The following is a 14,034-nucleotide window of genomic DNA, read 5'->3' as shown; positions in this document are numbered from 1 at the left end:
GCCCGTCACGCATCGTGACGGGCCCGTTGTCTCTCCGTGCGGACGTGATCAGTCATGGTCGCCGGTCGTCGCTGCGAAGAGCTCGACCGGTGATGGAGGATTCGCGCCAGCACGGCTCACCGCGACCGCCGCCGATGCTGCCGCCACGCCCCCCACGCGGTTCAGCAGCGTCGTGTCGACAGCGGACTGCTGTATCCGTTGGAGTCCGCTGCCCTGCAGCAACGCGAAGAGCAGCCCGGACATGTAGGCGTCCCCTGCTCCGATCGTGTCGGCAACCGTCACCGCGGGCGCCATGACCTGCACACGAGTGTCCCGGCCGGCGACGATCGATCCGGCTGCACCACGGGTGATGGCGGCGAGGCGCACCCCGCCGTCGAGGAGACGGTCGAGGACGCCATCGGGGTCCACGTTCGGGTAGAGCCAGTCGGCGTCCTCATCGCTGAGCTTGACCACGTGCGTCCGCTTGACGATGCGGTCGAACTGCTGCAGCGCATCGGCCTGCTCGAGGAGCGCCGGCCGGATGTTCGGATCGAAGCTGCGCACCGTCGCCGCGGGAAGCTGACGGAACAGCTGCACTGCGGCGCGGCCGCCGGGTTGCAAGAAGGCCCCCAACGAGCCGGTGTGCGCAACAGCTGGCGCAGCCCCGGCCGGGAGCACGGGCGCTTCCCGGTCCCAGACGATGTCGAAGTCGTACCGAGCAGACCCGTCGGCTTGGAGCTCCGCACGCGCGACTGAGGTCGGCCCGTCGGCGCGGTCGACCGTCAGGCCGTCGTGAGCGAGGTGCTCGGCGATCAGACGCCCGTGTTCATCGTCACCGAACTGCGTGGCGAGGGTCACGGGCACGCCGAGGCGGGCGAGCCCCACTGCGACGTTCATGGGACTCCCGCCTGGTGTGAGGCGGGTCTCCGACCCGTCGGCGACGGCGTCGATGAGCGCTTCGCCGAAGACGATCACAGGGCGGTAGGAGGTGGTCATGGCGATCCTTCCGCGAACGGTGATGTCACCGTCCGGACGTCACTGAGATGGTGCGGCGACGGATTCGCGACGCACGATCGGGCAGGTCAAGAACACCGGTCCGACGGCTTGCTGCTGCTCGCGGGTCGGAAGGTCGTTCTGCAGCTCGACGAGGCGTTCGAGGGCCCACTCGCCCATCTCGTAGTGCGGCAGCGCCACAGTGGTCAGCGCGGGGAAGAGCCCCTCTGCGATGAGCTCCTGGTTGTCGAAGCCCACCACTGAGAGGTCGGTGGGGATGCGGAGTTGCAGCTCTGCTGCAGCGCGGTAAGCGCCCATCGCCATGCGGTCGTTGTAGCAGAACAGGGCGGTCGGCCGGTCAGGACGCTGCAACAGCGCACGCGCAGCGTCGTAGCCGCCCGGGGTTTCGGACGGGGCCGCGCGGACGAGCGACTCGTCGACGTCGAGACCGGCTTCCAGCAGGCTCTCCGTGTACCCCGCCAAGCGTTCACGGGTGGCGGGAACGTCGTCCACGTTGTTGATGAAGCCGATGCGTCGGTGCCCGGCAGTGAGGAGCTCTTCCATCGCGGCGCGGGCACCGCTGCGTTCATCTGGGGCGACCGCGGGGTGCTTCCTGGTGCTGTCGGTCGCGTCGATGACCACGGTCGGTATGGCATCGAGTTCGGTCGGGGGAGTGATCTCGCGGTGGTACATCGTGGCGTAGAGGACACCATCGACCTGTTGCCGGATGAGGGCGGTGGCGTTCGCGGCGACGTCGTCCCGCTCGGTGTTGATGATGACCAGCGTCAACCCGTGGCGACGGGCCGCGTTCTGCGCGCCGAGGATGATCCGACCAGCGTGCGGGGTCGTGGCGATCTCTTCGCTGAGCAGGCCGATCATCTCAGAGCGCTGCATGCGCAGGCCCCGCGCCATCCGGTTCGGGCCGTAGCCGAGGCGGCGTGCAGCGTCCTTGACCCGCTCGCGGGTCTCGTCGCTGGCTCGGAGGAAGTCGACGTCGTTGAGGATGTGGGAGACGGTGGTGACGGACACCCCGGCCTCGGCTGCGACGTCCTTGATGCCGACGCGTCTCGGAGCCACCATCGATCCTTTCGTTCCGTGGGAGGTCGGATCGCGTCCGGCCCTGCGTTGGTCGGCGGCATCCGTCTTGGCCGAGCACACCATCGCTGATGCTCGCGGCCGTGGGAAGGTCCCGCTCCCGGTGTGAAACGCGAGCATCATCACCCTAAGTCCACCGGAAGCGGGATCTCCGAGTGGGCGATGATCACCCCTTGACTGCGCCCAGTGTGAGGCCAGCGACGATGTGCCGCTGCAGAACGAACGTCAGCAGGATGACGGGTACCGAGTACACGATGCCGAGGGCGGTCATCGTTCCCCAGTCGAGACCGAACTGCGTCTGGAAGTCGGCGATCATGAGTGGAGTCGTCTGCGCACGCACCGAGGTGAGCAGCAGGGCGAAGATGTAGTCGTTCCACGATGCCAGGAACGCGAAGATCGCGGTGACCGCGAGGCCGCCGGCGGTCACCGGCAGGATCACGCGGATCAACGCGCCGATCCTGGAAGCGCCGTCAACACGGGCAGCTTCCTCGAGTTCTTCTGGAACAGCCTGGAAGAAGCTCGACAGCAGCCAGATCGACAGTGGCAGTGAGATCGTGGTGTGGGCGATCGCGAGGGCGAATGACGTGTCCTGGATGCCCACGCTACGGAACATCGTGATCAAGGGGGCCCCGACGACGATCGCCGGAACCATGCGGGTCACGAGGGCGACGAGGATGAACACCTGCCCGAAGCGGGTCCGGTACCGGGTGACTGCGTACGCGGCTGGCACTGCCAGCACGAGGGACATGACGGTGCTGATCGCCGCGGTGACGATGCTGTTGATGAAGGACGCTGGAACTCCGCTGGTGCCGAGTGCCGAGCTGTAGTTCTCCAGCGTCCAGTTCCGCGGCCAGATGGTCGGCGGCACCGCGATCGTCTCGACCGGCACCTTCAGTGAGGTGAGCACCATGTAGAGGAAGGGGAACGCGTAGAGCACGACGAGCAGGATCAGGGCGATCCAGAGGATGGTCTTCGTGCCGATGCGCTGTGTTTCGAGGCCGTTCACTGGTCACTCCCGGGTCGCCAGATCTTGAAGATCGCGAAGATGGCCACGGCCAGCATCGCGATGAGGTAGATGGTGCCCATTGCGCTTGCCAGGCCGGGGTCGCCGTAGCGGATCTGGGTCTGGTACACCAGCAGTGACATCGTCTCGGTGGCGTTCTGTGGGCCACCGTTGGTCTGCAGCACGATCACGTCGAATGCGCGAGCGGCGTCCACACCACGGACGATGAGCGCGACGGCGATCACGGGACGCAGCAGCGGGATCACGATGCGGAACAGCAGTGTGGGGTATCGGGCTCCGTCGAGGCGGGCCGCCTCGAGGACGTCGCCGGGGATGTTCTGCAGACCGGCGAACAGCACGAGCGTGATGAACGACGTTGTCAGCCAGACGTCCGGGATGGAGACCGACACCAGAGCGATCTTCGGGTCACTCAGCCACTGGATCGCGTTGGGGGACGGCAGCAGGTGGGCGCTGTAGAGCAGCTGCCCGACGATGCCGAAGTTGTCGCTGAGCAGGAACTTCCAGAGCAGGCCCGCGACGATCGGCGCGATCATCAGGGGATAGAGGAAGATCGTGCGGAAGACGCGTGAGCGGTCACCGATCGTGGCGAAGAGCAGTGCGACGAGCAGGCCGATGGCGAACTCGAAGAACACCACGATCGCCGTGTACACCGCGGTGCGCCAGGCGGAGTTGCCGAAGTCCGGGTCGGTGAACGCGGTGATGTAGTTGCTGAAACCGACGAACCGGCGAGTGCCTGCGAGCTGGTTGATGTCGAAGAAACTGTTGGTCACGAACTGGACGAGCGGCCAGCCGATGAAGATGAGCAGGAACAGCGCCGCCGGCAGGATCATGAGCACGGCGAAGCGTCGGTCAGTTATGCGCACGAGCGACTTTCGGTTCGGGGGAGGTGGTGGCCCCGTAGGGCCACCACGCTCTACTTGAGGATGTCTTCGACCTTGGTCTTGGCCTGGTCGAGGAGCTGCTGGTTGTCCGCACCCGGTCGGACGGCTTGCTGCAGCATCGGCACGAGCGCGTTGTCGACGATCTGCTGCCACTTGGGGTTCGACGGACGCGGGATGGTGCCCTCCGCCTGCAGGGTCTCGACCATCGGCTTGAACGCTTCGTAGCCGGGCTTGTCCTGGTACTTCTCGAACGCGGACACCCGCGCGGCGAGCCCGAGGTCCGTGGTCGCGCTCAGGTCGTTGTGCTCGTACGCGAACTTGATGAACTCCTCGGCTGCGTCCTGGTTCGGCGATGCCTTCGGGACGCTGAGGTAGTAGGGGCCGGGGACGCCAGCAACACCGGCGGGGCCAGCGATCATCGGGGCGACGCCGACCTTGCCGGAGACCTTCGAGTCCTCGGGGATCTGCCGGTAGGCGTGGCCCCAGAACAGCATGAGCGCGGTCTTGCCCTGGTAGAAGAGGTTCTGCGCTGCCGCCCAGTCGGTCTGCGCCGCACCGGGTGCCGACGACTTCAGCATGCTCGTGTAGAAGTCCAACGCCTTCAAGCTGGCAGCGTCACCGAGGGTGACGTTCCCCTTGTCGTCGACGACCATGTCCTTCTCGCCGGCCTGCGAGAGGGCAGCGAGGTATTCGGTCTCGACAGCGCCCTTCGTGGCAGTGCCGTACATGCCGTCCTTCGTGAAGAACTCGGCCTCGTCCTGGTACTGCTCCCATGTCGTCGGGGGCGTGAGGTCGTAGCCGTACTTCTCCTTGAACGCAGTCTTGTTCGCCGGGTCGTCGAGGAGGTCCTTGCGGTAGTAGAGGATCTCCGTGTTGGTCCACGCGGGCATACCGACGTAGTCGCCGCCGATCTTGCCCTCCTGCAACTCCGCCGGGAAGAGGTCCTTCTCCACGTCCTCGGTGAAGAGCGAGTTCAGCGGCGTCAGCCCTTCCTTGAAGGTGGGCAGCCAGATCGCATCGAGCGCGGCGACGTCGAAGGACACCGACCCGGAGTTGAGCTCGCTGTTGACGCGGTTGTAGAGGCCGTCGTAGGGCAGCTCGACGAACTGGACCTTCGTCCCGGTCTCCTTCTTGTAGCGATCAGCGATCGGCTGGAGCTCGCCGTGCCCCCCGGCTTCGACGAGGACGGTCAAGCTCTTCGCCGACCCGCCACCGTCGCCGCCACCAGCACCGCACGCGCTGAGGACCAGCGCCGATGCCACGGCCACGGCAGTACCGGCGAGGATGCGACCTCTGTTGCCGGCACGCGTGCCGGACTTCCTACGAAGCATCATCACTTCGTCTCCTTCGTCTGCAGCAGCAGCGCTGCGATCGGGTACGGTGTCAATGACAAAGCGTTTTGCCAAAACGACTTGGCCCAAGATATACATCTACGCAGAGGCCGTCAAGCGAACGGCCCATCGCTCCGAGGGGACCCCTTGCGCATGATCGACGACGATCGCCCCAGCATCCACCTGACCGCTCGATCCGGCTGGATCAACGACCCCCTGTCGTTGACCTGGCACGACGGCAGGTACCACGTCTTCTTCCAGTACGTGCCGGAACAGACCAGCTGGGCCCCGTCCTGCCACTGGGGGCACGCGACGTCCACCGACCTGCGGACGTGGACGGAACAGCCGGTGGCGTTGGTGCCCGGCGAGGGCGACGACGGGATCTGGTCAGGCTCCCTCGCCATCGACGGCGATCGTGCGACGATCTTCTACACGTCGATCCAGACGCCGGACTTCAGCATCGGCCATATCCGTACCGCTACGCCCACCGCTTCGGACTGGACAACGTGGACCAAGGGGGACGTCGTCGCCGTTCCCCCCGAGGACATCGATGTGCAGGTCTACCGCGACCCGTTCGTCTTCCGTGATCGTGACCGATGGCGGATGCTCGTCGGAGCGAACATCGACGGCACCACCGCCGCTGCACTGTCGTACTCTTCGCCGGATCTCCAGAGTTGGCAGTACGACGGCGTCGCCGCGCAGCGGAACACCTCGCTGACCGAACCGGTCTGGACCGGCAAGCTCTGGGAGTGCCCACAGGTCTTCACCATCGATGGTGTCGACGTGCTGATCACCTCCGTCTGGAACGACGACGAGCTCCACTACGTCGCCTACGGACTCGGGGAGTGGCGGGACGGCGTCTTCGAGGTCGAGCGATGGGGTCGGCTGACGTGGGGGAACAGCTACTACGCACCTTCTTTCTACCGCGACTCCGACGGTCGGCCCGGGCTGGTCTTCTGGCTCCGCGAGATCCGCGATCACGCCGGGGACACCTGGACCGGTGCCATGAGCGTGCCCCACGTGCTCACGCTGGACGGCGATGAGCTCGTCGCGCGGCCGCACCCTGACGTCGTCAGCGGCGATGGCGTCAACACGCACACCGCGTTCGATCGGATCGACCTCACGAGCGATGGCCGCGCTGACATCATCAACTGGGACCCCGATCTCGGACAGCTGGTCGTCACCAGAGATGAGGAACCGATCCTCACCATCAACCGCACCGGGGACAACCTGCACATCGCGGCAGCGACCGGTGCAGGTGGAACGGTGCCGGCAGGTGATGAGGTCGTGGAGATCCTCCTCGACGGACCGGTCCTCGAGCTCAGCACCAGAGCCGGACTGTTCGCCGCACCCTTGCGTGCCCCGGTCGCTGTCACGCGGTAGCGGCCCTCGAACTGATCCTGCTGTTCCGCTGCGCGCAGTGGCCACAGCAACGACGAGACGAAAGGATCCAACAACCATGCCGAGCAGCAACGACTACGACGTGACCACCTGGCCGGTCGGCGATCCGGCCGAGGACATCGGCGAGGTGCTCAACAGCATCATCGCCGACGTCAAGAGCCGACAGAGTGGCACCGACGGCGACGGCGGCAACCCTGGCGCTGTCGTCTACCTCCCGCCGGGGGACTACCGCCTCCGCACACAGGTCCTCATCGACATCAGCTTCTTGAAGATCCGCGGCGCCGGGCACGGATTCACCTCCTCCAGCATCCGGTTCAACGTCCCCGAGGAAGAGTGGCCAGACCTGCACGAGCTCTGGCCCGGCGGAAGCCGCGTCCTCGTCGACATGCCGCTCCCGGAGGATGCGGACGAGCGGGCCGGCGCCGCGTTCCTCGTGGAGCGCGAGGGCAGTCCTCGGATCAGCTCCGTCGAGTTCGAGGACTTCTGCATCGACGGCATGCACTTCATCGCAGACGGCTCCGACCTGCTCCCGGAGAACACCTACGTCAACGGCAAGACCGGGGTCCACGTCGCCAGCGCCAACGACTCCTTCCGCTTCAACGGGATGGGACTGGTCTACCTCGAACACGGCCTCACGATCCACAACGCCGACGCCCTCTCCATCCACGACAACTTCATCGCCGAGTGCGGCAACTGCATCGAGCTCCGCGGATGGGGACAAGCATCGAAGGTCACCGACAACCTCATCGGTGCCGGCTTCAAGGGCCACTCCATCTACGCCGAACACCACGGCGGGCTCCTGATCACGGCCAACAACGTGTTCCCCCGCGGGGCGAGCAGCGTCCACCTCAGCAGCGTCACTCGGTCGAGCATCACCAACAACCGGCTGCATTCGTTCTACCCGGGGATGGTCGTCCTCGCCGAGAACAGCTCTGAGAACCTCATCGCCGCGAACCACCTCCTCCGCGACCATGAGCCGTGGACGCCGTTCCTCGACATCGACAACGGCCTCGACGACCAGTACGGCCTGCTCCGCGTCGATGGCAGCGACAACACCATCGTCAGCAACCACTTCTCGGAAGTCGTCGACTCGCAGCGCGTGACGCCCCCCGGCGAAGCGCCCGTCATCATCCGGCTCGTACGTGGCTCCGGCAACTCCGTCGCGACGAATCACGTCGTGGCCAAGGATGCTCACTCGCGCTCGAATGCGTCCGCGTTCTCCGGTCAGGTAGACGCGCTCCTGGCCACCGGAATCAGTCAACTCGCGGTGCTCGCAGTGATGATCGACCCCACCGCAGTGCACAATGTGGTCCTCGACTCTGGACGGGAGTCAGAGGTCCACATGGATGCAACAGCCAACGTGCTCCGGCCGACGCCCGATCTCGCCGGGCGGTGAACGACGGCGGGGAAGCAGTCGTCGTGGCGTACCGGAGGCCGACGTCGACTGTCTCGCGTGCGCTCTCACCCGGTGGCTCCACGTCGTCGGCGACACCTACCTCGGGCTCCGCGGTGAGGATCGGGCACTTCTCGACGGACCACGGCAGACCTGTGCGTCCACGACTGCACGCTGACGCCGCTCGTCGCGCTGGTCGTCGGGGAACGCGGGCGTCGTGTCCGAGATGACTTCCATCATCGGCGCGCGTCGCGACCCTGCAAGCTCCCGCAGTCGTTGACTCCGTGTGGCGGAGGTCAGGCCGTGCCCACGGTGACGCCCGCTGCTCCGAAGCGCTCGATGAGGTCCGGTGCGATGCCGTCGTCGGTGATCAGCGTCCATCCGTTCCCGAGTCGGGTCCATGCGTGGAATTCCGACTGCGCGAGCTTCGACGAGTCAGCGAGGACGTACACGGCTGCCGCACGACGAGCGATGAGTTCCTTCAGCCGGATCTGACCGAGGTCCGCTTCGCAGATCCCGCGCTCCGGCGACACCGCATCTGCACCGAGGTACGCGGCATCGAAGGTCAGGTACTCGAGCGCAGCCTCCGTCAGGGGACCGACGAACCCGTTGCTCAACGACCGGTACTCGCCCCCGAGCATGACGAGTCGGACGTCGTCGCGGTCGGCCATGTCGGTGATGACCCCGACGCTGGTGGTGGTGACGGTGAGGTCGGCGTCGATCGGCAGTGCATGAGCGAACGCCGCGACGGTCGAGCCGTTGTCGAGGAACAGTGACGCCCCGGGTGCCACGGTCGCAGCGGCCCGGCGGGCGATGTCGCGCTTTGCGTCGAAGTGCTCGCCGAGCCGCTGGCGCAACGATGCCTCGGGGTGCGCGGCCACCGCCATCGCCCCCCCGAACGTCCGGGTCAACTTCCGCTGCTCCTGCAGGGCAGCGAGGTCGCGCCGGATGGTGGACGCCGTCACCCCGAACCGCTCGGAGAGTTCGTCGACGCTCGCGAGTCCGACCGTCGTTGCGAGCGTGACGATGGCATCGCGCCGCGCTCTGGCCGAGATCGACACCGGGCACCTCCGGACGGCAGGGACTTGGGACGTGTCAGACGCCCTGGGCCGGGCTCGGCTCCCCCGCTGTCGGGGCGAGTTCGGCCGCCTGGCGGAGCGCTTCGATCATGCTAGCGACATCGGCCCTGCCGGTGCCCGCGATGTCGAACGCTGTCCCGTGGTCGACCGACGTGCGGATGACCGGCAGACCCACCGTGATGTTGACGCCGGCCTCGATCCCGAGCACCTTCACGGGGCCGTGACCCTGGTCGTGGTACATCGCGACGACGAGGTCGTAGTCCCCGCGACCGGCGAGGAAGAAGAGGGTGTCGGCGGGCAGCGGTCCGACGGCGTCGATCCCGTCGGCGCGTACGGCCTCGACGCCCGGAGCGATCTTCTCCGCTTCCTCGCCGTACCCGAACAGGCCGTTCTCGCCGGCGTGCGGGTTGATCGCCGCGACGCCGATCTTCGGGTGCGGGTTGCCCGCGCGCACCAGGGCCTCGTTGCCCCGCCGGATGGTCCGCTCGACGAGTCCGGGCTCGATCCGCGCGACAGCGTCGATGAGACCGAGGTGGGTCGTCACGTGGACGACCTTCAGCTTGGCTGTCGAGAGCATCATCGACACCTCCTCGACGCCCATGAGCTCGGCGAGGAGTTCAGTGTGCCCCGGGAAGACATGGCCACCGGCGTGCAGGGCTTCCTTGTTCAGTGGAGCCGTGCAGATGGCTTGGACCTTCCCGGCCATCGCCGCCTCGCACGCGACCCGGATGTACTGGAAGGCCGCATCGCCGGCGACCGGCGAGAGCTGCCCCCACGGCAGGTCCTCCGGGAGGAGTCCGAGGTCCACCACGTCGATGACGCCGTCCTGGTACGTGGCGTCCGCGACGTCCTCGACAGCGTTGAACGTGACCTCGACGCCCCGGATCGCTGCGGCCTGGCGGAGGCGACCGAGGTCCCCGATGACGACGGGCCGGCACACGGCCAGGACGTCCGGTGACACGACGGCCTCGACGACGACCTCGGGGCCGACACCGGCCCCGTCGCCCATCGTGACGGCAATGATCGGAGTTGCGTTCATCTTCAGTGCTGCCTTTCGTTCGTGCGGCGTGCGGCCGCTTGCACACGGCCGCCGGCCGTGAAGGGGTCTTCTCGAGCGGCCTGGAGGAACGTGGCGGCGTCGAGCAGGTTGGTGACGGTCCCGAAGCTGCCGGGTCGCGTGACCACACGGCGGCCGTCGTCCGCGCGGGACACGATGCATCCGGGTTCGACGACACCTTCCGGCACGATGGCCGTGATCTCGAGGCGGGTGAGCACGGACCGGGCCGTCTCTCCGCCGGTCAGCACCAGGGCGGCGCGCCCGCTGATGGCCGCAGCCACGATGCCGAGGCCGTCAGCGAGCCGTCGGGCGAGGTGCGGGACCGGTTCGTGTCGGTCCTCGACGCAGATCGCGGCGCTCCCGCTGCGTAAGGCGACCCGCACAGCGTGGAGTGCAGGGTGGTCGATGTCGTCGACCTCCCTGCGGTCGACGGCACGGAGCAGGACGTCACGGGGCACGGGCGTGACCGGGACGCCGTTCGCCGCGAGGACCTCGAGCTGCTCGGTGGCCTCCGTGCTGGCCGTGCCGACGACGAGCAGCACGGACTGACGCTCTCCCGGCGCCCCCGTCGGATCTCCGGATCCGGGTGCGGTCGCGGACGGGGCCCGCGCTCCACGGAGCCGACCGATGGCCGCAGCGATCCCGCCCGAACCGACGACCGTGCAGTCCGCACCGTCGAGCGCCACTGCGATCCGGTCGAGGTCCTCGTCGGAGTCGGCGTCGAGCACGGGGACCGCGTCGGCAGCATGTGCTCGGACGACCGCGTCGAGGACGGCATCGGAGCCGGCACGGACGACCGCGAGTGGGACGGACCGGGCGCGACGTCCGACCGCAGCCAGCGGACCGGGGACCACCCGGGCCTCCAGGCCGTGGAGTCCCGCGTCCGCCACGGGCCTGCCGTGGACGAGGAGCCGACCGTCGACGACCGTACGTCCGAGCGCCGGGAGCGCGGAGGCGAGCACGACGCGCGCGCCGGCGTCGGAGAGGCCGTCGACGACGTCGCCGACACCGCCGCGCAGCAGCGAGTCGGTCTTCACCAGCCGGACCGGTGCGCCGGCCGCACGCATGCGGAGCGTGGCCTGCGCGATCACCGCTCGTCGCGAGGACGGGTCGAGCGCTCGCGTGTCACAGTCCAGGACGACGTCGGACGAGGCGCGCGCGACGTGCTCGAGCGCGGCGGGGAGCGTGAGGGCGACGGTCGCCGAACCGCTGCCCAGGACGGCCGCGACCTCTGCGGCTCCGGACAGGTCGTCAGCGATCGCGGCGAGGCGGTTCGACATCGGACCCCTCCTCGGGCTCGGTAGGCGGATCGGCCATGCGGCCTCATGCACGAAACACGCTATGTCAGTTGCGTGAAACACGCAAGCGTGATCTGCTCGTGGTCTGCCCACAGCTCGACGACGAGTCGCCCGACGGCGACCGAACGGAAGGAACCCATTGCGCGACATCGACATCCGAGGCCGTCGGCTCGCCCCCGCCGTCCTCGGCACCATGACCTTCGGCGACAGCGTCGACGAGCCGACCGCGGCCGAGATGGTCGACCGGTTCCTCGAGGCCGGCGGGACCGGCATCGACACCGCGAACGGGTACGCCGGCGGCCGCAGCGAGGAGATCCTCGGCTCGGTGCTCGCCGGTCGGCGCGACGACGTCGTGCTCGCGACGAAGGTCGGCATCGCGAACCCGGACGCCCACGGTGCCGCTCCCCTGTCCGCCGCCGCGATCGACCGATGCGTGCACGCGAGCCTGCGTCGGCTCCGGACGGACCACGTCGACGTGCTCTACCTGCACCAGCCCGACCGTTCGACCCCGCACGAGGAGACGCTCACCGCCGTCCGGACGCTCGTCGACTCCGGCGCGGTCCGCACGTGGGGCGTCTCGAACCACGCGGCCTGGCAGATCGCGGAACTGCGACACACGGCCTCGGGCCTCGGGCTGGCCGCACCCGTCCTCGGCCAGCAGGTCTACAGCGTCATCGCGACGCGGATCGACGACGAGTACGCCGAGTTCGCCCGGACCACCGGACTCGGGACGGTCGTCTACAACCCGCTCGGCGGCGGGCTCCTCACCGGGAAGCACCGCCCGGACGAGCAGCCAGCGGAGGGGCGTTTCGGCTCCTCGCCCCTCGCAGGCATGTACCGCACCCGGTACTGGAACGACGAGGTCTTCGGCGCCGTGGAGCAGCTCCGCGCGGTCGCCGAGGACGCGGGGATGCCGATGGCCGAGCTCGCGCTGCGGTGGACGATCGGCCGTCCCGTCGTCGACGCGGTCCTGATCGGTGGGTCGCGCGTCGCGAACATCGAGGCGAACCTCGCCGCGCTGGCCGCGGGTGCGCTGCCCGAGGACGTCCAGCGGGCCGTCGACGACGTCGCCGCTGCACTGCGTGGTCCGATGCCGGCGTACAACCGCTGACGAGACCGTCGCGACGCAACCACACGACGGCCTGGGCGTGAGACCCATCAGCTGGCACCGGCGCCACGGCCGTGGTCGCGTCCAGGACCGCTCAGCCCAAGCCCGCCGCCTGGTCCGCGCGGACCGTGTCCGCGATCTTCGCGAGGGCTGCATCGCTCAGCAGGTTGAACGGTGCCCGGCAGGGGCCGACGGCCTCGCCGGCTGCGTTGGTGGCCGCCTTGACGATCGTGTTCGGGTTGCCGAGCGCGAACAGGTTCCGCAGCGGGCGGATCGACGCCTGCGCCGCGCGGGCGCCGTCGAGATCACCCGATGCCCACCGCTGGTGGATCTCGACCATCGTGCGGGGGTAGACGTTCGCGACGGCCGTGATGCCGCCCGCGCCGCCGGCCTGCAGCGTCGGCAGGACCAGCGAGTCGGTCCCGGCGAGCACCGCGAAGTGCTCGGGATCGGTGAGCTCGATGAGCTGCAGGATCGCGTCGAAGTTGCCCGAGGAGTCCTTCACGCCGGCGATGTTGTCGATCTCCGCCAGCCGGGCGACGGTCGCGGGGCTGATGGTGTTCCCGGTGCGAGCGGGGATGTTGTAGATGAGCACCGGGATGTCGACGGCCTCGGCGACCACGGCGAAGTGCCGGTACAGCTCGTCCTGCGACGCAGCCGCGAAGTAGGGCGTGATGACGGACAGCACGTCGGCGCCCGCTGCCTGCATGCGCTTGGCGATCCGCACGGTCACCCTCGTCCCGACGGCACCGGCGCCGCCGTAGACCGGCACGCGGCCCGCAGTGGCGTCGACGACCGCCTCGAGGACGGCGAGGCGCTCGTCCTCCGTCTGCTGGAAGAACTCGCCGTTCGTCCCGAGGCAGAAGACGCCGTCGGCACCGGCTCGGACGGCGCGGTCGGTGTGCGCACGCATCTGGTCGAGGTTGAGCGACTCGTCGTCGTGGAACGGGGTGACGAGGGCGTGGATGCTGCCGCGGATCGTGGTGGTCACTTCAGGTGCTCCTTGTGGGCGGGGTGGCCTGGGCGGCCGGTGGGAGGTCAGGGGCGGGGCTGCTGCATCACGTGGACGGCGAAGCCGCCGAACTCACCCGCGAGGTAGATGTTCTGCAGACGCCCGTCGTCGAAGTGGGCTGCCGTTTCCTGGTCGAAGCCGAAGCCCTTCGCGGTGAGCTCCTCGACCGCTGCCTCGAGGTCACCGGTCGACATCCCGATGTGACCGTGCGTCCCGAGGTACTGCGAACGTACGCACTCGAAGAAGGTGCCGGCGAACGCGGACTTCTTCCCCTGGCGGGGATCGAGGTTGAACATGAGGCAGAAGAGGTCACACAGTTCCTGCGCGGCTGCTGCGTCAGAGTTGTTGATGCCCACGTGCGCGAGCTCGAAGGTGTTCTCCAT

At 68.1% G+C, this 14,034-nt stretch carries 13 protein-coding genes; 3 read left to right on the top strand and 10 right to left on the bottom strand.

Annotated elements, in window-relative coordinates; all coding sequences use genetic code 11:
* Positions 1–48 precede the first annotated feature (48 nt).
* From DEI84_RS02120 to DEI84_RS02100, 5 genes are all read right to left on the bottom strand, one after another.
* A complete protein-coding gene (locus DEI84_RS02120; protein WP_110889482.1) occupies positions 49–975 on the bottom strand; it encodes a carbohydrate kinase in 927 nt (308 codons plus the stop codon).
* Positions 976–1,014: 39 nt separating this feature from the next.
* Positions 1,015–2,052 carry a LacI family DNA-binding transcriptional regulator gene (locus DEI84_RS02115; protein WP_110889481.1) on the bottom strand — a complete coding sequence of 346 codons (1,038 nt, stop codon included), beginning with the start codon at positions 2,050–2,052 and terminating at the stop codon, positions 1,015–1,017.
* A gap of 181 nt (positions 2,053–2,233) precedes the next feature.
* A complete protein-coding gene (locus DEI84_RS02110; RefSeq protein ID WP_110889480.1) occupies positions 2,234–3,073 on the bottom strand; it encodes a carbohydrate ABC transporter permease in 840 nt (279 codons plus the stop codon).
* Positions 3,070–3,954: a carbohydrate ABC transporter permease gene (locus DEI84_RS02105; protein ID WP_110889479.1), complete on the bottom strand. Its 885-nt coding sequence runs from the start codon at positions 3,952–3,954 to the stop codon at positions 3,070–3,072. The genes DEI84_RS02110 and DEI84_RS02105 overlap by 4 nt, the downstream gene beginning before the upstream one ends.
* Positions 3,955–4,004: 50 nt before the next feature.
* Positions 4,005–5,306 (bottom strand): sugar ABC transporter substrate-binding protein, encoded by a 1,302-nt coding sequence (locus tag DEI84_RS02100; RefSeq protein WP_258371662.1) that lies wholly within the window; start codon positions 5,304–5,306, stop codon positions 4,005–4,007.
* A 150-nt stretch (positions 5,307–5,456) separates the two neighbouring features.
* On the opposite strand from DEI84_RS02100, the gene DEI84_RS02095 reads away from it, so the two are divergent.
* The gene (locus DEI84_RS02095) at positions 5,457–6,686 is read left to right on the top strand and encodes a glycoside hydrolase family 32 protein (RefSeq protein WP_110889478.1); all 1,230 of its coding nucleotides are present in this window, start codon (positions 5,457–5,459) and stop codon (positions 6,684–6,686) included.
* A 76-nt stretch (positions 6,687–6,762) separates the two neighbouring features.
* Positions 6,763–8,100: a NosD domain-containing protein gene (locus tag DEI84_RS02090; RefSeq protein WP_110889477.1), complete on the top strand. Its 1,338-nt coding sequence runs from the start codon at positions 6,763–6,765 to the stop codon at positions 8,098–8,100.
* Between the two features lie 293 nt (positions 8,101–8,393).
* Here DEI84_RS02090 and DEI84_RS02085 read toward each other — a convergent pair whose 3' ends face one another.
* The 3 genes from DEI84_RS02085 to DEI84_RS02075 are packed head-to-tail and all read right to left on the bottom strand — an operon-like array spanning position 8,394 to position 11,513.
* The gene (locus DEI84_RS02085) at positions 8,394–9,158 is read right to left on the bottom strand and encodes a DeoR/GlpR family DNA-binding transcription regulator (protein WP_110889476.1); all 765 of its coding nucleotides are present in this window, start codon (positions 9,156–9,158) and stop codon (positions 8,394–8,396) included.
* A 34-nt stretch (positions 9,159–9,192) separates the two neighbouring features.
* Complete coding sequence (gene pdxA, locus DEI84_RS02080) at positions 9,193–10,215, bottom strand: 4-hydroxythreonine-4-phosphate dehydrogenase PdxA (protein WP_110889475.1); 1,023 nt, start codon at positions 10,213–10,215, stop codon at positions 9,193–9,195.
* 2 nt (positions 10,216–10,217) lie between these two features.
* Positions 10,218–11,513: a four-carbon acid sugar kinase family protein gene (locus DEI84_RS02075; RefSeq protein WP_181420305.1), complete on the bottom strand. Its 1,296-nt coding sequence runs from the start codon at positions 11,511–11,513 to the stop codon at positions 10,218–10,220.
* Positions 11,514–11,670: 157 nt separating this feature from the next.
* Between DEI84_RS02075 and DEI84_RS02070 the strand changes: the two genes are divergently transcribed.
* Positions 11,671–12,642 (top strand): aldo/keto reductase, encoded by a 972-nt coding sequence (locus DEI84_RS02070; RefSeq protein ID WP_258371660.1) that lies wholly within the window; start codon positions 11,671–11,673, stop codon positions 12,640–12,642.
* 91 nt (positions 12,643–12,733) lie between these two features.
* Here DEI84_RS02070 and dapA read toward each other — a convergent pair whose 3' ends face one another.
* Together dapA and DEI84_RS02060 are read right to left on the bottom strand one after the other, a co-directional pair.
* Complete coding sequence (dapA, locus tag DEI84_RS02065) at positions 12,734–13,630, bottom strand: 4-hydroxy-tetrahydrodipicolinate synthase (RefSeq protein WP_110889474.1); 897 nt, start codon at positions 13,628–13,630, stop codon at positions 12,734–12,736.
* Between the two features lie 47 nt (positions 13,631–13,677).
* The gene (locus DEI84_RS02060) at positions 13,678–14,034 is read right to left on the bottom strand and encodes a 2-dehydro-3-deoxyphosphogluconate aldolase (RefSeq protein ID WP_110889473.1); all 357 of its coding nucleotides are present in this window, start codon (positions 14,032–14,034) and stop codon (positions 13,678–13,680) included.

Origin of the sequence: Curtobacterium sp. MCBD17_023, assembly GCF_003224415.1 — a bacterium.
GTDB lineage: Bacteria > Actinomycetota > Actinomycetes > Actinomycetales > Microbacteriaceae > Curtobacterium.
The sequence above is the reverse complement of the archived record's forward strand: the minus strand, read 5'-3'. Positions and strand labels throughout refer to the sequence as shown.